16 protein-coding genes are annotated in these 22,526 nt (G+C 64.1%); 11 read left to right on the plus strand and 5 right to left on the minus strand.

Annotated elements, in window-relative coordinates; genetic code table 11:
- Positions 1-197 precede the first annotated feature (197 nt).
- Genes EOA13_RS18435 through EOA13_RS18455 form a run of 5 tightly spaced genes read left to right on the plus strand, consistent with a single transcriptional unit; the run spans position 198 to position 6,167 of the window.
- A complete protein-coding gene (locus tag EOA13_RS18435) occupies positions 198-1,079 on the plus strand; it encodes an N-acetylglucosamine kinase (protein ID WP_127294730.1) in 882 nt (293 codons plus the stop codon).
- Positions 1,076-1,858 carry a GntR family transcriptional regulator gene (locus tag EOA13_RS18440; protein ID WP_127294732.1) on the plus strand — a complete coding sequence of 261 codons (783 nt, stop codon included), beginning with the start codon at positions 1,076-1,078 and terminating at the stop codon, positions 1,856-1,858. Before EOA13_RS18435 ends, EOA13_RS18440 begins: the two co-directional genes overlap by 4 nt.
- Positions 1,855-2,892, plus strand: coding sequence for an SIS domain-containing protein (locus tag EOA13_RS18445; protein WP_127294734.1), 1,038 nt, complete (start codon positions 1,855-1,857; stop codon positions 2,890-2,892). Before EOA13_RS18440 ends, EOA13_RS18445 begins: the two co-directional genes overlap by 4 nt.
- A complete protein-coding gene (gene nagA / locus EOA13_RS18450; protein ID WP_127294736.1) occupies positions 2,889-4,094 on the plus strand; it encodes an N-acetylglucosamine-6-phosphate deacetylase in 1,206 nt (401 codons plus the stop codon). Before EOA13_RS18445 ends, nagA begins: the two co-directional genes overlap by 4 nt.
- A 33-nt stretch (positions 4,095-4,127) precedes the next feature.
- Positions 4,128-6,167, plus strand: coding sequence for an ABC transporter ATP-binding protein/permease (locus tag EOA13_RS18455; protein ID WP_127294738.1), 2,040 nt, complete (start codon positions 4,128-4,130; stop codon positions 6,165-6,167).
- A 27-nt stretch (positions 6,168-6,194) separates the two neighbouring features.
- Here EOA13_RS18455 and EOA13_RS18460 read toward each other — a convergent pair whose 3' ends face one another.
- The 5 genes from EOA13_RS18460 to EOA13_RS18480 all read right to left on the minus strand — a co-directional run bounded on the left by EOA13_RS18460 (position 6,195) and on the right by EOA13_RS18480 (position 15,775).
- Complete coding sequence (locus tag EOA13_RS18460) at positions 6,195-7,709, minus strand: malonyl-CoA synthase (protein ID WP_127294740.1); 1,515 nt, start codon at positions 7,707-7,709, stop codon at positions 6,195-6,197.
- Positions 7,710-7,870: 161 nt separating this feature from the next.
- Entirely contained in the window at positions 7,871-8,611 is a 741-nt protein-coding gene (locus tag EOA13_RS18465; protein ID WP_127294742.1) for a GntR family transcriptional regulator, read from the minus strand.
- Between the two features lie 410 nt (positions 8,612-9,021).
- Positions 9,022-9,699 (minus strand): ribulose-phosphate 3-epimerase, encoded by a 678-nt coding sequence (gene rpe / locus EOA13_RS18470; RefSeq protein ID WP_023810869.1) that lies wholly within the window; start codon positions 9,697-9,699, stop codon positions 9,022-9,024.
- A gap of 219 nt (positions 9,700-9,918) precedes the next feature.
- Positions 9,919-13,785, minus strand: coding sequence for a DUF11 domain-containing protein (locus EOA13_RS18475; protein ID WP_127294744.1), 3,867 nt, complete (start codon positions 13,783-13,785; stop codon positions 9,919-9,921).
- Between the two features lie 10 nt (positions 13,786-13,795).
- The gene (locus tag EOA13_RS18480) at positions 13,796-15,775 is read right to left on the minus strand and encodes a hypothetical protein (protein ID WP_127294746.1); all 1,980 of its coding nucleotides are present in this window, start codon (positions 15,773-15,775) and stop codon (positions 13,796-13,798) included.
- Between the two features lie 490 nt (positions 15,776-16,265).
- Between EOA13_RS18480 and dnaK the strand changes: the two genes are divergently transcribed.
- From dnaK to EOA13_RS18510, 6 genes are all read left to right on the plus strand, one after another.
- Positions 16,266-18,182 (plus strand): molecular chaperone DnaK, encoded by a 1,917-nt coding sequence (dnaK, locus tag EOA13_RS18485; RefSeq protein WP_023810872.1) that lies wholly within the window; start codon positions 16,266-16,268, stop codon positions 18,180-18,182.
- A gap of 212 nt (positions 18,183-18,394) precedes the next feature.
- The gene (gene dnaJ, locus EOA13_RS18490; protein WP_013528587.1) at positions 18,395-19,525 is read left to right on the plus strand and encodes a molecular chaperone DnaJ; all 1,131 of its coding nucleotides are present in this window, start codon (positions 18,395-18,397) and stop codon (positions 19,523-19,525) included.
- Between the two features lie 165 nt (positions 19,526-19,690).
- Positions 19,691-20,296: a phospholipid N-methyltransferase PmtA gene (pmtA, locus tag EOA13_RS18495; RefSeq protein ID WP_127294748.1), complete on the plus strand. Its 606-nt coding sequence runs from the start codon at positions 19,691-19,693 to the stop codon at positions 20,294-20,296.
- A 316-nt stretch (positions 20,297-20,612) separates the two neighbouring features.
- On the plus strand, positions 20,613-21,209 hold the full coding sequence (locus EOA13_RS18500; protein WP_127294750.1) for an NADPH-dependent FMN reductase: 597 nt from the start codon (positions 20,613-20,615) through the stop codon (positions 21,207-21,209).
- A gap of 11 nt (positions 21,210-21,220) precedes the next feature.
- The gene (gene pyrF, locus EOA13_RS18505; RefSeq protein ID WP_164780158.1) at positions 21,221-21,928 is read left to right on the plus strand and encodes an orotidine-5'-phosphate decarboxylase; all 708 of its coding nucleotides are present in this window, start codon (positions 21,221-21,223) and stop codon (positions 21,926-21,928) included.
- Between the two features lie 32 nt (positions 21,929-21,960).
- A complete protein-coding gene (locus EOA13_RS18510; protein ID WP_127294752.1) occupies positions 21,961-22,248 on the plus strand; it encodes a DUF1330 domain-containing protein in 288 nt (95 codons plus the stop codon).
- Positions 22,249-22,526 lie beyond the last annotated feature (278 nt).

The following is a 22,526-nucleotide window of genomic DNA, read 5'->3' on the forward strand; positions in this document are numbered from 1 at the left end:
CCGGTTCCTCCAATACCAGAACAATACCAAAAAAATACCACTTGTCCACACGCATTGACGAATTCGCTGGTCGGAAATCGCCGAGCCGACGAAATATGCAGATTTTTCAATAAAATACGGCTTAATCTTTTTGAAACGGAAATTAACCCTTGGCTATTGGTATTTTATTGGTATTATCCGCCCGGAGGAGAAATCACGTGAATTTCGTGCTCGGAATCGATGGCGGCGGCACCAGTTGCAGGGCCGCCCTGGCAACGGCGGACGGCATGGTGATCGGCCGCGCCAAAAGCGGCGCCGCCAACATCCGCACCGACCTGACCGGCGCCCGCTCGAACATCGTCGAGGCCGCGCGGCAGGCGTTCCTCGCCGCCGGGCAGGATGCGGAATTGATCCCGCGAACACCCGCCATTCTCGGCCTTGCCGGCGCCAATGTCGGCACCTACCGGCAGCAGCTCGAAGCGATCCTGCCGTTCAGCATCAGCCGCGTCGAGACCGACGCCGAAATCGCGCTGGAAGGCGCTGTCGGTTCCGGTGACGGCGCCATGGCGATCCTCGGCACCGGCACCGCCTATATGGCGCGCAGACAAGGCAAATCGCGCGCCATCGGCGGCTGGGGCTTCCAGGTCGGCGACCAGGGCAGCGGCGCCCGCATCGGCCGCGATCTGCTCGAACAGACACTGCTTGCCTATGACGGCGTTCGCGCCGGTTCGCCGCTGACGCAGAGCATGCTGGCCGTCTTCCGCAACAACCCGGAGGATGTCGTCGAATTCACCACCAATGCCAAGCCCGGCGATTTCGGCGGCTTCGCACCCAAAGTGTTCGAGCATGCCGAAAAGGGCGACAGCGTCGCCAACTGGATTCTCGACAGGGTGGTCGCCGACGTCGAAGCCTCGCTCGGCGCGCTCGACCTTGCCGACGATGCGCCGCTGTGCCTGCTCGGCGGGCTGGCGCCACTCTATGCGCCGCGCCTGTCTGCCCGCTATCGGGCGCTGCTGAAGCCACCGCTCGACGACGCGCTGGGCGGCGCGGTGCAGATGGCGGTTCGCCTTTTCGCCGGACACGCGGAGGCGGCGCGATGAGCGAGGCCGCCGACCAGATCTTCGCCACGCTCAAACATCAGGCGCAAAGCGGCGCGCCGCTTTATCTGCAGCTTCGCAAGAGCATCGAGGACGCGGTCAATCGCGGCCTGATCGGGCCGGGCGACGCGTTGCCTTCCGAGCGCGACATCGCCACCAAGGCCGATATTTCGCGGGTTACCGTGCGCAAGGCGGTGCAGGACCTGGTCAAGGGCGGCATCCTGGTGCAGCGCCACGGCTCCGGCACCTTCGTGGCGCCGCGCATGGAGCGTGTCGAACAGTCGCTGTCGCGGCTGACCTCGTTCACTGAGGACATGGCGCGGCGCGGCATGGTGGTGCGTTCGGCCTGGCTCGACCGCGGCCTTTACGCGCCCTCGCCTGACGAGATGATGGTGCTCGGCCTGTCCTCGAGCGAACTGGTGGCGCGGGTGGCGCGCCTGCGCATCGCCAACGACACGCCGCTGGCGATCGAGCGCGCCTCGCTGTCGGCCAGCGTGTTGCCCGACCCGGCCGATATAGGCTCCTCGCTCTATGCGGCGCTGGAATTGACCGGCAACCGGCCGGTGCGCGCCGTGCAGCGCATTTCCGCCGCCAATCTCGGCGACAGCGACGCGCGCCTGCTCGAAGTGCCGCCAGGCATTGCCGGCCTGCACATCGAACGCATTTCCTATCTGGCGAGCGGCAAGGTGATCGAATTCACCCGCTCCATCTACCGGGGCGACGCCTATGATTTCGTCGCCGAACTGCGGCTGACAGGGCCGAGCGAAGAGGGCCGACCATGAGCACGACAGAAATGACCCATATGCGGCGCGAGATCGAGGAGGTCCCGCAAGCGGTCGCCCGCCTGCTCGACGGCTCCGGCGCCGTGCTGACCGAGGCCGGGCGCGGCATCCGCGAACGCGACCCGCAGTTTGTCGTCACCGTGGCGCGCGGCTCGTCTGACCATGCCGCCACCTTCATGAAATATGCCGTCGAACTGACCGCCGGCCTCGCCGTCGCATCGGTCGGACCGTCCATCGCCTCGATTTACGGCCGCAAGCTCAGGCTCGCCGGCTCGGCCTGCCTGGCGATCTCGCAGTCGGGCAAAAGCCCCGATATCGTCGCTATGGCCGAGACGGCGCGGGCGGGGGGCGCGCTGACCATCGCCATCACCAACACCGCCGATTCGCCGCTGGCGCGCGCTTCGGACTATGCGATCGATATCCTGGCCGGCCCCGAGCGCAGCGTGGCGGCAACCAAGACCTTCATCAATTCGGCCGTCGCCGGCCTCGCTCTGATGGCGCATGCCACCGGCGACGATGCGCTGTTGGCCGCACTTGCCCGCCTGCCGGAGCATTTCGGCAAGGCGATCGCCTGCGACTGGATGAGCGTGCTGTCTGAGACTATCGAGAAGCAGAAGTCGCTGTTCATCCTCGGCCGCGGACCCTCGGCGGCGATGGCCAATGAGGCGGCGCTGAAATTCAAGGAAACCTGCGGCATGCATGCCGAGGCCTATAGTGCGGCCGAAGTCATGCATGGCCCGCTGGCGCTGATCGGCCCCGACTTTCCGGTGCTGGCGCTGGCCGCGCGCGATGCGTCCGAACCGTCGATCGCCGAGGCCGCCGACAGCCTGGCGGCCAAGGGCGCGCCGGTGTTCGTCACCTCCGCACTAGCCAAACGGGCCGTGCGCCTGCCGCATGTCGCCACCGGCCATCCGCTGACCGATCCGCTGACGCTGATCGTCTCCTTCTACATGTTCGTCGAGGCCTTTGCCCGCCATCGCGGCCTCGATCCGGATACGCCGCGCAATCTTCGCAAGGTGACGGAGACAGTATGAGCGATCGCTTTGCCCTGACTGGCGCCCGGATTTTCGACGGCGACGACTGGCATGAAGGTCACGCACTTGTCGTGCGCGACGGTCTCGTCGAGGCCATTTTGCCCACGGGCGCCGTCCCCTTGGATATCCGCGTCGTCGATACCGACGGCGGCCTGCTGACGCCGGGCTTTGTGGATGTACAGGTCAACGGCGGCGGCGGCGTCATGCTCAACGACCACCCCGATGTCGCTTCCATCGAGACCATCTGCCGCGCGCACGCGCCCTTCGGCACGACGGCGCTGCTGCCGACGCTGATCACCGACACGCCTGCAATCACGGCCGCCGCTATCGCCGCCGGCGAGGCAGCGGCGCGCCAGAAGGTGCCTGGGTTTCTCGGGCTGCATCTCGAAGGCCCGCATTTGTCGGTTGCCCGCAAGGGCGCGCATGATCCGGCACTGATCCGGCCGATGATGGATGCCGATCAGGCGATGCTGATCGCCGCGCGACAAAAACTACCGGTGCTGCTCACCACCATTGCCCCTGAATCCGTCGAGCCGGCGCGCGTCGCGGCACTCGCCAAGGCCGGCATCATCGTCAGCCTTGGTCATTCCGATACCGGCTATGCCGCCGCCAGCGCCTTTGCCGAGGCCGGCGCCTCGATGGTCACCCATCTGTTCAACGCGATGAGCCAGATCGGCAACCGCGAACCTGGACTGGCGGGGGCTGCCATCGACATCGGCAGCTTGTCCGCCGGTCTCATTGCCGACGGCATCCATGTCGACCCGGCCACCATCAAGATCGCACTGCGCGCCAAGCAGGGGCCGGCCAGAATCGTGCTGGTCACCGACGCCATGGCGACAATCGGCACCGGCATGACGTCGTTCACGCTCAACGGCCGCACCATCTATCGAAGGGACGGCAGCCTGAAGCTGGCCGACGGAACGCTGGCGGGCGCCGATCTCGATATGATCTCGGCCGTTCGTTTCATTCACCGCGTCGTCGGGGTCGAGCTTTCCGAGGCCTTGCGCATGGCCTCGCTCTATCCGGCGCAAGCAATCGGTCAGTCGCACCGGCTGGGCCGATTCGCCAACGGCACGGCTGCGGACATGGTCGCGCTGTCGGACGATCTCGACACGAAGGGCGTCTGGATCGGCGGCGAAAAGGTTTTTGCGGCCGGTTCCGCCACTGCGTTGATTTCAGGTTCAAGTCGGCTGACGTCATGAAACCTTTTGATTTTGAGGTCGTTGTCGGAGGGCATGTCCGAGGCGAAACCCAAATTGAAACAGGCCGACGGCATCAAACCGCGCGGTGCCTTGAAGCCGCGACAGCAAGCGCCGCGTGACCAGAGGCCACGCCACGAGGAGTTGCGCGAAAAAAAGCCGTCGACCGCCGAAGCTGCCCCCGAGGTCGACGGCCAGCCGGGACCGCCGCCGGAGGCTGTCGAGCCCGATCCGCAGCTGACGCCGGAAGAGGCCGAGCAGGCGCGCAGAAAATACCTGCTACGGCGTTTCTGGATCAGCGGGCGCGGCTACTGGGCCCGGCGCGGCGACGGGCTTGCCTGGCCGCTCACGATCGGGCTGTTGATCCTGATCTGCGTCAATGTCGGCTTTCAATACGGGATCAACGTCTGGAACCGCGCGTTCTTCGACGCCATCGAGCAACGCAACGTCCACACCGTCTATGGGCTCAGCGCCATATTCCTGCCGCTCGTGGCTGGAAACGCGGGCCTTGTGGTCGCGCAGGTCTATCTGCGCATGACAATCCAGCGCCGCTGGCGTTCCTGGCTGACCACCGCCGTCATCGCGCGCTGGCTCGCCAATGGCCGCTACTATCAGTTGAACCTCGTCGCCGGAGACCACTCCAATCCCGAAGCCCGCCTCACGGAGGATCTGCGGATCGCCACCGAGTCACCCGTCGATTTCATCTCCGGCGTCCTCAACGCGTTCCTGTCGGCCTCGACCTTCATCGTGGTGCTGTGGACGATCGGCGGCGCGCTCACTTTGCCGATCGGCGGCGAAAGTCTGACCATTCCGGGCTTCCTCGTCATCACCGCGGTCATCTATGCCGCCATCACCTCCACGTCGATGGTGGTCATCGGCCGCCATTTCGTCCGGCTCTCCGAGCAGAAGAACCAGGCGGAAGCCGAATTCCGCTATACGCTGACGCGCGTGCGCGAAAACGGCGAGAGCATCGCATTGCTCGGCGGCGAGGAGGAGGAGCGCAGCGGCATCGACAGAAATTTCGGCCATGTGCTCCGGCAATGGGCGCTGCTGACGGGCCAGCACATGCGCACGGCGCTGGTGTCGCAGGGGTCGAGCCTGTTTGCACCGGTCGTGCCGGTCCTGCTTTGCGCGCCGAAATTCCTCGAAGGCTCGATGTCGCTCGGACAGGTGATGCAGGCTGCCTCCGCCTTCGCCATCGTGCAAGGCGCGTTCGGATGGCTGGTCGACAACTACCCGCGTCTTGCCGACTGGAACGCCTCGGCGCGGCGCATCGCCTCGCTGATGATGTCGCTCGACGGGCTCGAGCGTGCGGAGCAGAGCGACGCGCTCGGACGCATCCAGCACGGCGAAACCGAAGACGGTGCGATGCTCAGCCTCGACGATCTCTCCGTCACGCTCGACGACGGCACCTCCGTGGTCAAGGAAACCGAGGTTGCGATCGAACCGGGTGAGCGTGTGCTGGTGGCTGGCGAATCCGGCTCGGGCAAGTCGACGCTGGTGCGGGCCGTTGCTGGCCTGTGGCCATGGGGCGGCGGCAGCGTCAATTTCCACGCAGACAGGCGGCTGTTCATGCTGCCGCAACGCCCCTACATCCCCTCGGGCACGCTTCGCCGCGCGGTCGCCTATCCCGCGGCGGCGGACAAGTGGACGATCAAACAGATCAAGGCCGCCTTGGACAAGGTCGGCCTTGCCTATCTTGCCGAAAGGATCAAGGAGGAAGCGCCATGGGACCAGACGCTGTCGGGCGGCGAAAAGCAGCGTCTCGCCTTCGCGCGCCTGCTGCTGCACCGCCCCGATATCGTCGTGCTGGATGAAGCGACCTCGGCGCTCGACGAGAAGAGCCAGGAAACCATGATGGCGACGGTGATCCGCGAATTGCCTGATGTCACCATCATCAGCGTGGCGCACCGGGCCGAGCTGGAAGCCTTCCACAGCCGCAAGATCACCCTCGAACGGCGCGAGGGCGGCGCCAAGCTTGTCAGCGACATCAATCTCGCCCCACGCAAGCGTAACCTGCTGAAACGCGCCTTGTGGGGTTCCGGCAGTCGGGCCGAAAGGCCGCGCAAGGAGTAAGGCGCCCCTGCCCCAGGCACCGCGCAACTATGGTGCGTATATGTCCTTGTAGGTATCGCGCAGCAGGTTTTTCTGTACTTTGCCCATGGTGTTGCGCGGCAGCTCATCGACGAAGATCACCCGCTTCGGGTGCTTGTATTTCGCCACCCGTCCGGCGATGGCGCCGAGAATTTCGGCACCGGTGATCCGCGATGACGGCGCACGCACGACGACGGCGGTGACGCCTTCGCCGAAATCCGGATGGGCAACGCCGATGACGGCGCTTTCGCTAACCCCGTCGAGCGCGTCGATCTCGCTTTCGAGTTCCTTCGGATAGATATTGTAGCCGCCCGATATGATCAGGTCCTTGCCGCGGCCGACAATGTGGACGTAACCGTCGGCGTCGACCATACCGAGATCGCCGGTGATGAAAAAACCGTCGGCGCGGAATTCCGCCTTGGTCTTCTCCGGCATGCGCCAATAGCCGCCGAAGACGTTTGGACCCTTCACTTCGATCATGCCGACCTCGTTTGGCACAAGCGCTGCGCCGCTGTCTGGATCGGCGATGCGGAGCTTCACGCCGGGCAAGGGGAAACCGACGGTACCGGCGCGCCGCTCGCCCTCATAGGGGTTCGAGGTGTTCATGTTGGTCTCGGTCATGCCGTAGCGTTCGAGGATCGCGTGGCCGGTGCGCTCGCGCCAGGCCTTGTGCGTCTCGGCCAAAAGCGGCGCCGAGCCGGAAATGAACACACGGATGTTTTTTGCCGCCTCATGGGCCAGCCCATCCTGCTGCAGCAGGCGCACGTAGAAGGTCGGCACGCCCATCAGGGCCGTGGCACGCGGCAGCAGCGAGACGATGCGGGCCGGATCGAACTTCTGCTCGAACAGCATCGAGGCGCCGGCCATCAGGACGACATTGGTGGCGACGAACAGGCCGTGCGTGTGGAAGATCGGCAATGCGTGGATCAGCACGTCGTCTCCAGTGAAACGCCAGTGTTCGACCAGCACGCGCGCATTCGAAGCAAGATTCTCGTGGCTGAGCATGGCGCCTTTCGAACGGCCGGTGGTTCCCGACGTGTAGAGGATCGCCGCGAGGTCATCCGGCCCGCGCGCCACATCATGAAAATCCGTCGGCAGCCGCGAGGCCTGGTCGGTCAGCGATCCCCGACCATCGCGGCCGAGCGTGACGGTGACGGCGCCCGTCTTTTCCGCCAGCGCGCCGATGTCGGCCGCTCTTGCCGGATCGCAGACGACCAGGCGTGGTTCCGCGTCGCCGAAGAAGTACTCCAGCTCAGCCGTTGTGTAGGCGGTGTTGAGCGGAAGGAAGACGGCGCCGGCGCGCAGGCAGGCGAGATAGAGCATGACCGCTTCCGGGCTCTTCTCGACCTGCACGGCAACGCGGTCACCGGGTTCGACATCCAGTTGCAAGAGCGCATGCGCAAGCTGCGCCGAGCGGGCCAGCATATCGCCATAGGTGAGCGAGCGGCCACCATCGGTTTCCATCAGCAAGCGCGCTGGCGCCGGCATCCGGGACCGGAACGCATCGAACAGATGATTGCTCATGAAGACTTCCCTGGGTGCGGCGGCGCTGAGCATGCGCCTGTCGCGGCATACCTCGGCGGCGAGAGTTCGCGGTTCTTGGCCGCGCCGTCAAGTCCGCCGGCAGCGGTTCACGCAGGTAGAGCGCAACAAACGAGCGCAAGAGACCCGCCGGGAAACGACTGCTATCGCCGAGCGCGTTTGCCGGCGAGTTCCTTCGTTTCGTCGTCCTGCTCGAAGCGTTTCATGCACATGGCGGCAGTCAACCGGTAGTGGTTGAGCAGTGCCTCGACGGCACCGTCGGCATTGCCGTCCAAGGCACATTCGGCGATCAGGCGATGCTCGCCGAAATCGTCGCGCTGGACGCCTTCGCCATCATTGGCCATTTGCCGGTAGCGATAGGCGTGATCGGAGAGCTGGTCGCAAAACCCCACCAGCCATTGCGACCGACAGGCCGAAATCAGCACCCTGTGAAAGATGCGATGCAGCCTCTCCCAATCGGGATTGAGCGAGACGAGGTTCTGCGGCGAAAAACGTGACGCACGGCCCAGGCGATGCAGCGCCAGCACGAGTTGTTCTTCCCATTCGGCGGTGCGGTGGGCGATGGATTCGCGAAGCGCCCGCTCCTCGAGCCAGCAGCGGGTGCGCGTCAGCTCTTCGAGTTCCGACGCACTGACCGGCATGATGAAAAAGCCGCGCTGGTCGTGCCGGCCGAGAAGTCCTTCCGAGGCGAGGCGATTGAGAGCCTCGCGGACAGGTGAGGCGCCGGCCCCATATTTGGAGACCACCCATTCGACCCGCAGTTTGCTCTCGGTTTCAAGGACACCGCCGAGAAGATCGTCCCGCAATTGCTGATAGACCGTAGTGGCAAGCGTGCTCTTCGGTCCCGCAGCGTCGTCGTTCAGATTGGCAGCTCCGTATGTCATAGCGACTCCTTGTCCCCAGGACTTGTCCTGGGCGATTCGAGTCTGAAAGCATTCGCCTTCTCGTACTTGTACCATACAGTGCGAGCATTCGCCTGCTCAAGCAGAAGATCACGTTATTGTACTTTAGCACGAAGGAATATGCGGCATTCCGGAGCTCAATGCTGTAATTCCGCGCATTTTCACAACCTGTGGGAACTTAACATGTTTTGTATACACGCAGGAGAATCTGTCTTTCTGTTCTTTTGTATGGGCGCGAGATCAACTGTCTGCTTTGGGCATAGGCCGGCGGACCTTGAGACCGAATCAGGCAACCGCTCAGCCCGATGCCGTTGCGCATCAGATCTTCACAAGCCCCGCCCGGGACCAGAACCTTAGCCGGCATGTCGGGCTGAAGGCGGGAACAGCGCTGGTCAGCCGGCTGCGTTGTCGGCTGCCGTCCTGATCGCCTGGATGTTCTGACGATAAGCCTCGACGCTGCCGCCTTTGAAGATGGCGGCGCCCGCCACCAGCACGTCGGCGCCGGCGGCGGTGACGAGCGGCGCGGTTTCGGCTGAAACACCGCCGTCGATTTCGATGCGGATCGGCCGGCCGCCGATCAGGGCCTTGACCCGCTTCACCTTGTCGACAACCGCCGGGATGAAGGCCTGGCCGCCGAAGCCCGGATTGACGGTCATGATCAGGATCAGGTCGAGCCGGTCGAGCACATATTCGACCACGCTTTCCGGCGTCGCCGGATTGAGCGACACACCGGCCTTCTTGCCAAGGTTCCTGATGGTCTGCAGCGAGCGGTCAAGATGCGGGCCGGCCTCGGCATGGACGGTCAAACCGTCGCAGCCGGCCTCGGCGAAAGCGGCCAGATAGGGGTCGGCCGGGGCAATCATCAGATGGCAGTCGAAGAAGGCCTTGGTGCGGTTGCGGATCGCCTTGATCACCGGCGGGCCAAAGGTGATGTTGGGCACGAAATGCCCGTCCATAACATCAAGATGGATCCAGTCGGCGCCGGCCGCCGCCACGGCTTCGACCTCATCACCGAGCTTGGAAAAGTCCGACGCCAGCACCGATGGTGCAATCAGGGTCTTTCTGCTCATGGGTGCGGCCTTTCCGAGCGGCCTTTTCGTCCGGCCACCCTATCGACTGCCTAATGCGCCACAGCCGACTTGTCGAGGGTGCAGGCGCTGTCGGCGCGCAGGCTGGGTGCGTGCCGTTATCCTCGATCATGATGCGGCCAATACCCGCTTGCTTCGGAGCCATAAGAAAAACCCGCCGGATTGCTCCGGCAGGTTTCTGGTCTCGTGTCGAGCAGGTGGTTATTGCTGCTGGAGCTTCAGGATTCTGTCTTGAACCGGATCCTGCCGCTGTTCGACCTGCGGCCTGCTCCGTGGCAGTACCTGCTGCAGCAGCAGGCCGGGGTTGAGCTCCAGCGAGGGTTGTCCGCGGACGGGCCGGCAGTTCGGATAGCGTCCGATCGTGCCTTCCGGGCAGCGCCTTCTGATGATCGGCTGGCACTGGCCATTGATCATCTGCGAGCCCGGTGCGCATTCCACCTCCTGTCTGGGCTTGCGGCATGCGCCGTTGATCACCTGCGTCCCACGCGGGCAGACACACTCGCCGCGCTTGTTGTGGACCTGGCCGCGTATGTCGCATTGCTCCTGCGTCGGCTGCTTGCGCCGGCAGGCATTGCCCCGCACCTCGGTACCCCTCGGGCAGACACAAATGCCGTTGGCGTCGTGGACCTGACCACGGATGGTGCACTGGTCAGGCTTTGGCCGGATCGGACGACAGGCGCCGTTTCTGACCTCGTTCCCTTGCGGGCAGACGCAGTCTCCATCCGCATCGTGAACCTGACCACGGATAATGCACTGCTCAGGCTTCGGCCGGATCGGGCGGCAGGCGCCATTGCGCACCTCGGTCCCTCTCGGGCAGACACAGGCTCCATCGGCGTCGTGGACCTGGCCCCGGATCGTGCACTGCTCAGGCTTTGGCTGGATCGGGCGGCAGGCATTGCCCCTGATCTCGGTTCCCCTGGGGCAGACACAATCGCCATCCGCATTGTGGACCTGGCCGCGGATGGTGCACTGCTCGGGCTTGTCGGTCCTGACACATCTGCCGTTCTCGAGCCCGGTTCCGCGGGGGCAGACGCAACGACCGTCCTCGGTGCGGATCTGGCCTTCGAGCAGCACACAACGCTTCGGCTGTTCCGGCTTCGGCACGATACCACCGCCCGGTGAGCACTGGCCGTTGCGGTAGGTAGTGCCTTCCGGGCAAACGCAGCGGCCGGCATCGTTCATCACGAAGCCTTGCGAGCATTCCTTCTTCGTCTCCTGGCTAATGGTGAAGGGATGGCAAGCATAGGCCTTGCCGCGATCGCCCTGCACATTGGTCTGATCGCCGCCGAGCACCTCGCCACCGCCTTGCACCCGTGTGTCGGGAGACAGGACGCCGACGCAGTTCTGGCCGCTGACATTGCCCTGCAGATTGGCCAGGCGACCGTCGTCGGGAATGACCACGGTGACATGGTGCACCTGGCTTTCGCCGGCGCCGAGCGTCAGGTTGGCAATGCAGGACGCAGGCAAGGTTGCCGGTTCCGGCGAGCAGCCGAAGGGCGGATCGATCGACGTGATCTCAACGCCTTCCAGCCTGCCGAGACCCTCCACGCCGATCGCATCGCCGATGCGGACCGGCCCGGAGAAGGCGGTCGCTCCGTCATTGGTGATGGTGATCTCGAACGAGCAGGGTTGGCCGAGCCGGCATTCGCGGTCGCCGGTCTTTTCGACACGGATGGTCGAAGAGCCGCCGCCCTTGGCGCAGGCCTGGCCAAAGGGATAGACGACGTCGTCGCCCGGCGCCGGACCATACGAACCGCGCGCGCAGTTCTCGAACGCGCCATTGGCCGAGACCGTCACGTCGAAGTGGCGGCTGGTACCAGGGACCATTACGGCACCGGGAATCTGGCATGACAGCGCATTGGCCGGAACCGGTCCGCACGCCCATTCCGCACCGTCAGGGGTGACGGTCTGTATCTGGACGGGCGCGCCGCCGGCCACCAGCGTAGCGGCATCGTTGACCCGCACCGGGCCGGTGGGGGCAGCGGTGCCAAGGCTGATGACGGTGATGCGGCAAGAGATGGCCGCAGCGCCGGCGAGCGAGCCGTTGCACACCTTGGTGATGCGCAAGGTCGGCTTGCCGCCATTGGGATGACGGAAGCGTTCCTTTGCGCAGGCCTTGTTGTTGGTGAGGTCGTTTTCACCGGGGATGGGCTTCACCGTCGCGCAATTCTCGACAGTGTCCGACTGGTAGCCGGCCGGCATGACCGCCTTGACGACGATCGGTGTCGAGGCGCCCGGAGGCAGCGAGATGCCGGCATTGTCGCAGCGGAACAGCCCGGGGCCGGTTGGTGCGCAGGTCCATGGCGGGCTCGGGCCGAAGGTCGAGGAGGCTGGCGCGCCGGCCGGATAGCTGTCTATCACGGTCAGCGGCCCGTTATAGGTCGACGTGCCGTTATTGATGATGTCGATCACAAAATAGCAGATGCCGTCGGCCGTGCAGACCGGGACGCGGGCACGCTTCTTCAGGATCAGGTCAACCTTCTTTTCGACCGGCGGCCGGCAGTCGCGGTCACGATCGCCACGCCGGCAGACCGGGATCGAGGCACAGCCGCGGTCGTTCGACTGGCTGCCGAACAGTGGCTTGTCGCTGGCGCCGTAATTATAGGTGGCGCAGTTGCGCAAGACGCTGCCTTGCCAGCCTCCGGCCGGCTTGAAGCCGAGCTTGAGGTCGACGGAGGCCCCCGGATTGAGCGTGGTCACCGGATGGGTGCAAATCATAGGGGTGGTGCCGGGTACGCAGACCCAGGGCGGATTGGGCCCTGAATCGAGTGTCGAGCCGGCCGGCAGCGTCACCTCGTCGAGCACGATCTTGCCGTGGTAGGCACCGGTGCCGACATTGGTGACCCTGATGGTGAAGTCGCAGCCGCCGCCCATCGTGCAACGCGTCACGTCGGCGCGTTTCTCGACCTTGAGGTCGGGCTCCTTGTCCTTGGGCGGGCACCTCTGGTCACGCGGGATGACGATGTCGATGGTCTGCGTGCAGCAAAGGCCCCAGCCTTCCTTCGGACCGGCATAGGTTTCGATGCCGGTGACGATGAGGTGGATGACGTCGCCGGGCGATGCGCCGACGATCTTCCAGTTGAGGACACCGCCGCCCGCCGGCACCAGTTGCGTGTCGGGGATGATGGTGATGCCGGGCGTGGTCGTCGAAACCTGCACCCATTTGCCGCCCATCTCCGGGCCGACCGGCATGTGGTAGATGAAGGCACCGCCGCCGGGCACGCAGTCGACGGTGCCGCGCTCCACCTTGAAGCATTCCTTGCCGGGAGGTGGTGGCGGCGGGTTGCACTTGGTGACGTCGATCTTGATCGAGGTCTTCACGCCGGTCTTGAAGTCGCCGTCGTCGGGCTTGCTCGGATCCTGCGACGGGATGATGGTCCCGGTGCCCGGTCCGGCGGTCACCTTGATCATCCCCTGGTTGTCGACGATCGTCGGCGCGGGAAATGCCGCATGATCGATCTTGGCCGTGATCTTGAAGTTGATGACGCGCTCGTTGGGAGCGCCGGCGCCGTCGAGATCGGAAGTGGAGATGCGGAAGTCTGAAACAACAGCGGTATCGTTGGGACCCGCCGAGGTGCTGATCGTCGCGCCCGGCAGTGGTCCGCCGGATGAATCCGTGCCGTCGCCGGACACATTGACGTTGACGATCTCAAGACCGTGCGGAAGCTGGTCCTTGAAGTCGACCCTGACCTTCCTCAGCCTGGCCTCGAGGCTCGGGTCGGCAAGGCCCTGCGGATCGCCGCGCAAGCCGAAGCTCAGCGAATAGACGACGTAGTCGCAGCCTCTTTGAGTGCCTTTCTTGGTGAAGAAGGGCACGACCCGGTCGGGCCTCGGAGTGATGACGCGCGAACTGTCGAGATCGAGCTTCAGCTCCGGGGTGATCGGGGCAGCGCCTTCCGCAAAGCCTTGCACCGGGGTTAGCATGGCGACCGCGATACCGGCCGCCATCAGCCAGCGCGCGCCGCGCCTGGCGTATGACAGGGGTTTCATGATCGTCTCCATGACGGTTGTTTGAGCGCCGGTTAATTGGCTGCTCTGGGCGAGCGGGGAGAGTGCGAGGTTTTTCATCTTCCCCTCCTCAACGTTCGCAACTGACGGCTGGGGTCCTGAGCGGCAAGGTCATCTTGCAGCAAGGGTAGTAGCCACCCTTGTCCTTGTCGGACTTCCTGTAGAAGCAAAGTCCAACATCCACTCTGTCGCCCGGATAGTGGCCGGTAATGTCGATCGTGTAAGGCTGGCCGGGCGCATGCGACTGGGATGACGTCACCCCGACGCCTGGCGTCCTGGACCTTGTCTCGGTCGAAGGCTGCGCCTTGATCGAATCGCCGCCGAAGCCAGCATGATCATGGAGATAGAGATCGACCTGGAGGCCGCGAGGCGTGCAGTAGTACCTGATATCCTCGACATCGATGCACGGAGGCAGGTTACCGGGCGGTGGGAAGTCCGGCGGGTAGAAGGGGGGCAGGTAGCCGCCCGGGATTTCTTCATAATAGCCGGCGCGGCCTTCACAAGGATGCCAGACGGCGACGTCGCCGACATGGCCCTCGACCTCCGGATCTTCGAAATAACCATCGAAATCGAGGAACCAGGAGCTCAAGGGCGGCACGTTGGCCGGTTTGACCAGCTCTTTCGGCGTGATCTGCACGCCATGCACGGCCAGCGGCCCGCCGGCGGCGAGCTGTTCGGCGAGTGAAGGATTGTCGCGCAATTTGTCGCCCGTGTTGACCAGCGTCTGCGTGCACACAGAGGTGTCGAGATTGCCGTCGGAATCATAGCCATACTGCAGGTCGAGACCGCCGGCCGACTGCCGGTTGTCCTGCGGGAAACCGACCGCATATTCCTGCGGCACTTCGACCCAGACCGATTCCGTTTCCGGATCGTCCGGGTTCTCTCTGAAGTAGCGGATGACCTCGCTCTTGCCGGAATCGGCGAACTGGCTGTAATCGTAGCGGTTCTCGACCGGGCCGCGCTGGGCCAGGTACATGAAGCCGGTGTTGTCGAAAGCGATGTCGGTGACGGCGTAGTCCTTGTCGGCCTTGACCGTCAGTTCCCAACGCGGGTCGCCGGCAAAAGTGCCGTCGCGGGCAATGCCCACCGACCAGATTTCAGACTTTTCACCGACCGAATAATAAAGCCGGCCGCCATGATAGGAGACGCCCCAGACGCGGCGCTCGTCCTGCGTGTAGCCCCAGTTGTCGGGGTCTTCGCTGTCGAAGGCCGCGCCCTGTATGTCCATCACCGAACCATCGTCGGCGACTGGAGCAAGTCCATGCGCGGGACGCCCGGCAACGCCGTGGTCGAAACTGTCGATCAGCGCGCCGGTGGCGTCGATGCGATGGACCAGGCCGGTATCGAGGTCGGAAGCGAAGAACTGGCGGTGAGCGGCGTCGAAGGTGAGATTGCCGATGCCGGGACCGCTGTTGGTGTCGATGTCGGCGAACTTGGAGACCTGGCCGGTGATGCCGTCGATTTTCCAGATGGTGCCCGGCCCGCCACCGTTTTCGGTGCCGAACTGGCCGTCCATGAAGGTGGCGCCGGCCGCGCCGCGGCGCTGCCGCTCGGGGCGGCCGTCATCATCGGCGTCCGGGGTGACGATACGGATGCCGTGCAGAGAGGTTGCGCCGGCATAGAGATCGGGAATGCCCGAGGGAACGCCGTCGCGCACGCCGTCATCGTAGGTGACGCCGAACACCTGGCCGACCTGCTCCGCCGTCACCTCGAAAGGCGGCGGCGTGTTGACCAGTTGACCAGAGGCTGGGCCACCCAGACGCGAGACGTCGAACACGCGCAAGGTGGCGCGCGTGGTGTCGATGAAGGTTTCGTCGACCGGATCGACGCCGGGCGGCAGGCCCCCTTTTTCGGAATCAGGGGGGTCGAAATTGGGAATGACGGTGCCGGAAAACCCGGTCACCGCCATCGAACCGGGATAGATGATCCGGGCTTCCTGCGCCTGCGCGGCGCCCAGCCACAGGCCGAGTGCCAGCAACCCGCCTGGATGCACAGCGCGGCGCAAGCCGCCAGCAAGAGACGACACGAACGAGCCGCGGATGCGAGACATGACACTACCCCCCGTAGTCGACGGGAGAACGTCGGGTCTGGCCGCGCAAATCACGGCAAGGCGCGGCGGTCCGGCTCGTTCTTCCCTGATCGAATTGTCTGCTTTCCTCAAAATCACGATACGCCTGCTCTTACGCAGGGTCAACGGAATCAGCGGAAAGCCCAGCGCATCGACCTCGTCCCGAAGGCGGTGGTCGCGCCGAGCTCCTGTTGTTCCCGGAGACCGCAGAGCCTCTGGGTTATTGGTCATGGGGGGCTTCCTTTCCGGGCCGCACCATGCGGCACCTGGAGATCAGTCGCGGGCGGAAGTGGAAAGGTTCATGGAAGCCTTGCGCAGAATGCTTGCGCGCGATGCCGCCTGTTCTTATATACGCGCCAAGCCGTTCGACGCCGGAATGCCGGTTGCCGGAACGGGATTTCTTGTGAACAGGGGCTTTCGTCGGAACGCCTGTACGGGTCCTGAGAGCCTGCTTAGCGGAGAGACTAGAAAAATGGCAAAAGTAATCGGTATCGATCTCGGCACCACCAACTCCTGCATCGCCATCATGGATGGCAAGGAGCCGAAGGTAATCGAGAATGCGGAAGGCGCGCGCACGACGCCTTCCATCGTCGCCATCTCGGGCGACGATGAACGTCTGGTCGGCCAGCCGGCCAAGCGCCAGGCGGTCACCAATCCTGAAAACACCATCTTCGCGGTCAAGCGCCTGATCGGCCGCCGCTATGACGATCCGGTGACGGAGAAGGACAAGAAGCTTGTCCCCTACAAGATCGTCAAGGGCGACAATGGCGATGCCTGGGTCGAGGCCGGCGGCAGGAAGCAGTCGCCCTCGCAGATCTCGGCCATGATCCTGCAGAAGATGAAGGAGACGGCGGAAGCCTATCTCGGCGAAAAGGTCGAGAAGGCGGTCATCACCGTTCCAGCCTATTTCAACGACGCCCAGCGCCAGGCAACCAAGGACGCCGGCAAGATCGCCGGCCTTGAAGTGCTGCGCATCATCAACGAGCCGACCGCGGCAGCGCTTGCCTATGGCCTCGACAAGAAGGAAGGCAAGACCATTGCCGTCTATGACCTTGGCGGCGGCACGTTCGATATTTCGGTGCTCGAAATCGGCGACGGCGTGTTCGAGGTCAAGTCGACCAATGGCGACACCTTCCTCGGCGGCGAGGATTTCGACATGCGCCTGGTCGAATACCTGGCGGCCGAGTTCAAGAAGGAACAGGGTATCGACCTGAAGAACGACAAGCTTGCCCTGCAGCGCCTCAAGGAGGCGGCTGAAAAGGCCAAGATCGAGCTGTCGTCGACCACCCAGACCGAGATCAACCTGCCCTTCATCACCGCCGACGCGACCGGGCCGAAGCACCTGACGCTGAAGCTGACGCGCGCCAAGTTCGAGCAGCTGGTCGACGACCTGGTCCAGCGCACGATTGCCCCTTGCAAGGCGGCGCTCAAGGATGCCGGCCTGAAGGCCGGCGAGATCGACGAAGTCGTCCTGGTCGGCGGCATGACCCGCATGCCCAAGATCCAGGAGATCGTGAAGCAGTTCTTCGGCAAGGAGCCGCACAAGGGCGTCAATCCGGATGAAGTCGTTGCTCTCGGCGCCGCCATCCAGGCCGGCGTGCTGCAGGGCGACGTCAAGGACGTGCTGTTGCTCGACGTGACGCCGCTGTCGCTCGGCATCGAGACGCTGGGTGGCGTGTTCACCCGCCTGATCGAGCGCAACACGACGATCCCGACCAAGAAGAGCCAGGTGTTCTCGACGGCCGAGGACTCACAGTCGGCCGTGACTATCCGGGTCTTCCAGGGTGAGCGTGAAATGGCCGCCGACAACAAGGCGCTCGGCCAGTTCGACCTGGTTGGCATCCCGCCGGCGCCGCGCGGCGTGCCGCAGATCGAGGTCACCTTCGACATCGACGCCAACGGCATCGTCAACGTTTCGGCCAAGGACAAGGGCACCGGCAAGGAGCACCAGATCCGCATCCAGGCATCGGGCGGTCTTTCGGACGCCGACATCGAGAAGATGGTCAAGGACGCCGAGGCCAATGCCGAGACCGACAAGAAGCGGCGTGCTCTGGTCGAGGCCCGAAACCAGGCCGAAGCGCTGCTGCATTCCTCGGAGAAGTCGCTGAAGGAATATGGCGACAAGGTTTCGGAAGGCGAGCGCACGGCGATCTCCGACGCGATCGCGGCGCTGAAGACCGCGACCGAAGGCGACGACCCGGCCGACATCGAAGCCAAGAGCCAGGCGCTTGCCGAGGCTTCGATGAAGCTTGGCCAGGCCATGTACGAGGCTTCGCAGAAGGAAGCGGCGGAAGCCGACGCCAAGGCGGATGCCGCCAAGGACAGTGACGTTGTCGACGCCGATTTCGAGGAAATCGACGAGGACGACGACAAGAAGAAGTCGGCCTGAACCGTTTGACGGCAAGATAAAGCGAAAAGCCCGGCGAAGGCCGGGCTTTTTTGCAACCCCTTGCAGAAAAACAGCGGGCCTTGCTGAAAAAATGCAGGCAAAGCCGCGTCGACACTGGCATCCCCCTTCCATCGCACCTAAATCGAAGCGTCAGTGCCGGCAAGAGACGCAACAATGCTTCAAGACGTTGAGCATCCGGACAGCGGGAAAAAATGAAAGCTGATTTCTACGAGACGCTGGGCGTCCAAAAAGGCGCCGACGAGAAGGAGCTCAAGAGCGCTTTCCGCAAGCTCGCCATGCAGTTCCATCCCGACCGCAACCCCGGCGATCATTCCTGCGAGCACAAGTTCAAGGAAATCAACGAAGCCTACGAGACGCTGAAGGACCCGCAGAAGCGCGCGGCCTATGACCGCTTCGGCCACGCCGCCTTCGAACAGGGCGGCATGAATGGCGGCGCGCAAGGTTTCGGCGCCGGCGGTTTCGCCGATATCTTCGAGGACATTTTCGGCGACATGATGGGCGGGCGCCAGCGCCGCTCGTCGGGCGGCCGCGAGCGCGGCGCCGACCTGCGTTATAACATGGAAATCACCCTGGAAGAGGCTTTTGCCGGCAAGACCGCGCAGATCCGGGTGCCGGCGTCGATCTCCTGCTCCGAATGTTCGGGCAGCGGCGCCAAGCCCGGTACCCAGCCCGTCACCTGCTCGATGTGCAACGGCCACGGCAAGGTGCGCGCCACGCAAGGGTTCTTCTCGATCGAGAGGACCTGCCCGCAATGCCAGGGGCGCGGCCAGACGATCAAGGATCCGTGCCCGAAATGCGCCGGCCAAGGCCGCGTCACCGAGGAGCGTTCGCTGTCGGTCAACATCCCGGCCGGCATCGAGGACGGCACCCGCATCCGCCTTGCCAATGAGGGCGAAGCCGGCCTGCGCGGCGGGCCCTCGGGCGACCTCTACATTTTCCTGGCGGTCAAACCGCACGAGTTCTTCCAACGCGACGGCGCCGATCTGTATTGCAAGGTGCCGATCTCGATGACCACGGCCGCCCTTGGCGGCTCCTTCGAGGTGACGACGCTGGACGGGACGCAGACCAAGGTCAAGGTGACCGAGGGCACGCAGAACGGCCGCCAGTTCCGTCTCAAGGGCAAGGGCATGCCTGTGCTGCGTCAGCCCAATGTCGGCGACCTCTACATCCAGACCGCGGTCGAGACGCCGCAGAACCTCACCCGCCGCCAGCGCGAACTGCTGGAGGAGTTCGAACAGCTCTCCTCGCAGGACAATTCGCCCCAATCGAGCGGCTTTTTCGCCCGCATGAAGGATTTCTTCGAGTCGTTCGGCGAACGTTGATGCACTTTGGCCAGCCTAGGCCGATTTGCAACGCGTAAATCCTTGAGTCGCGTCCCCCTTGAGACGCGACGAAAATTATCTTATCCACGACATGCGTCCGGCCGCGCCTTGCCTGGCACCGCTCAGGTGCTAAGTAACTTGCGGGGAGCGCTGAGGAGAGCTTGCATGACACGTGGCCCTGGACTGCGGAAGGCGCTTGTCGAAAAGTTCGACGACGAACTCAAATTCTTCAAGGGCTGGATCGACAAGCCGAAGACGGTTGGCTCGATCGTGCCGACCAGTTCGGTCACCGCGCGCAAGATGGCCTCGATCGTCGATCCTAAATCCGGCCTGCCGGTGCTCGAGGTCGGTCCCGGTACCGGCGTCATCACCCGCGCCATACTCGCCCAGGGCGTACGGCCCGAAAACCTCTACGCCGTCGAATATTCTACGGATTTCGTGCGCCATTTGCGACGACTCTATCCCGGCGTCAACGTCATCGAGGGCGACGCCTTCAACCTCAACGCCACGCTTGGCGACAAGAGCGGGATGATCTTCGATTCCGTCGTTTCCGGCGTGCCGCTGCTCAACTTCCCGGTCGCCCAGCGCATTGCCTATATCGAAAGCCTGCTCGACCGCATCCCGGCCGGACGGCCGATCGTGCAACTGACCTACGGCCCGATGTCGCCGATCCCGGCCGGCCGCGGCAATTATACGGTCAAGCATTTCGATTTCATCTTCCGCAACATCCCGCCGACGCAGCTTTGGATCTACCGGCGCGAAGCGCATTAGTTCCTCGGCGCGGGGTTGTTCGCGAATCGCCAGTGCTCACCGCATTACCTTGACGATGGCGGAAACATCCCTCACTTCGTCATCCACGGGCGGAGCAAGGAGCGCCGCGACGCCGCGCAGACCCGAGGATCCATGCCGCGACTTCCGAGCGCCGCTGCGGCGCAGATTCTGTTCCGCTGCATTCCTCGATAGCTGTCACGGAATGGATCCCAGGGTCTCCGCGACGGAGCTTCGCTCCTGCTTCGGCCAGGGATGACGAAGTTGGCGTTGATTTGCTCGGTCCTTGGCTGTACCTGTCCGGGAACAAGGGTGGCCAATGGCAGTGATCCCGAAAATCCTCGTCTTCGCCGGCTCGCTGCGCAACGGCGCCTATAGCGGCAGGACCGCCGACGTGGCGCAGAAGGAACTCGCCATGCAGGGCGCCGAGGTGACCCGCATCTCGCTCGCGGATTATCCCTTGCCGATTCTCGACGAGGATCTGGAAAAGGAAAAGGGTGTTCCCGAAAACGTCCAGAAACTCGGCCGTCTGGTGATCGCCCATGACGGGCTGCTGATCGCCACGCCCGAATATAACGGCTCCATTCCGCCGCTGGTCAAGAACACGATCGACTGGGTGAGCCGGGTGCGCAGGGATGGCGGCCGGCCAGTCAGGCCGCTGGCCGGCAAGGTCGCCGGCCTCTGCTCGTCCTCCAGCGGGCACTTTGCCGGCATCCGCTGCATCAACCATCTGCGCGCCGTGCTGGTGCGCTGCCAGATGGAGGTGGTGACGCCGGAATGCTCGGTGCCTGACGGCGGCGACGCGTTCGACGAGGATGGAAACTTCCGTGACGAAAGACTGCACAAATCGATGGAGCACTTATGCCGCACGCTGATCGAGACCTCGCGCATGCTGTCCACCCGGATCGAGGCGTGATCGCCGATACGATGCGAACCATGCAGGCCCAATCCATGCAGGAAAGACTGATTGTCGGCCTCGATGTGCCGACCGTGAGGGAGGCCGAGCAGGCGGTGCGCGAACTCGACGGCGTCGTCTCCTTCTACAAGATCGGCTATCAGCTTGCCTTCGCCGGCGGGCTCGACTTCGCCAGGGAACTGGCCAGCGGCGGCACCAAGGTCTTCCTCGACATGAAGCTGCTCGACATCGACCACACAGTGGCCAAGGGCGTCGAGAACATCGTCAAGATGGGCATGACCATGCTGACCATCCACGCCTATCCCAAGGCTATGCAGGCCGCCGTAGAGGCGGCCAGAGGCAGCGACCTTTGCCTGCTTGCCGTAAGCGTGCTGACCTCGATGGACGAGCAGGACATGATCGACGTCGGCTATGAGTACGACCCGCATACGCTGGTGCTCCGGCGCTCGGAACAGGCGCTGCATGCCGGCATGGGCGGCATCGTCTGCTCGGCCGCGGAGGCCGAAGCGGTGCGCCGCATCGTTGGCCCCGACATGGCGGTGGTGACGCCCGGCATCCGGCCGGCGGGCAGCGATCATGGCGACCAGAAGCGCGTGGTGACGCCGGGCCAGGCGATCCGCAACGGCGCCAGCCACCTCGTCGTCGGCCGGCCGATCATTGCTGCGGCCAACAAACGGGAAGCGGCCGAAGCCATCCTCGACGAGATGCGCTCGGCCTGAGATTTCCAAGAACAAGTTCGGAGACCAAGAAAATGCCCAAGGGATACTGGATCGCCCGTGTCGATGTGCGCGACGCGGAAGGCTACAAGGACTACGTCGCCGCCGCCAAGCCTGCCTTCGAGCGCTTCGGCGCGAAGTTCCTGGCGCGCGGCGGAGAGCATGAAAAGGCCGAAGGGCCCGGCCGGGCACGCAATGTCATCATAGAGTTCGAATCGCTCACCGCAGCGCATGATTGCTACCATTCGCCGGAATACCAGCGCGCCGCCGCCATCCGTCAGAAGGTCGCCGACGGCGAGATCGTTCTGGTCGAAGGCGCCTAAAATCCGCCTCGAGCAGTTTTGACGAATCGCGGGTGTGACGGACGGCATACCTTGGCGATTGCCGCAAACGCCCAGCGCCTTCGTCATCCACGGGCGAAGCAAGGAGCGTAGCGACGCAGCGCAGACCTCTGGAGCTGCTCCGCAGCCCAAGGGATCCTGTGTGTTGTTCCCATGCTATGTCTGAAGTGGGAAGGAGACCGAGGGGATCCTGGTCGTCCTTTCGAGGACAGGCCGTGGCATGGCTCGGTCCCTTCCCACCGGTGAACCATCAACCTGAA

The organism is Mesorhizobium sp. M7A.F.Ca.US.011.01.1.1 (assembly GCF_003998295.1).
Lineage (GTDB): Bacteria > Pseudomonadota > Alphaproteobacteria > Rhizobiales > Rhizobiaceae > Mesorhizobium.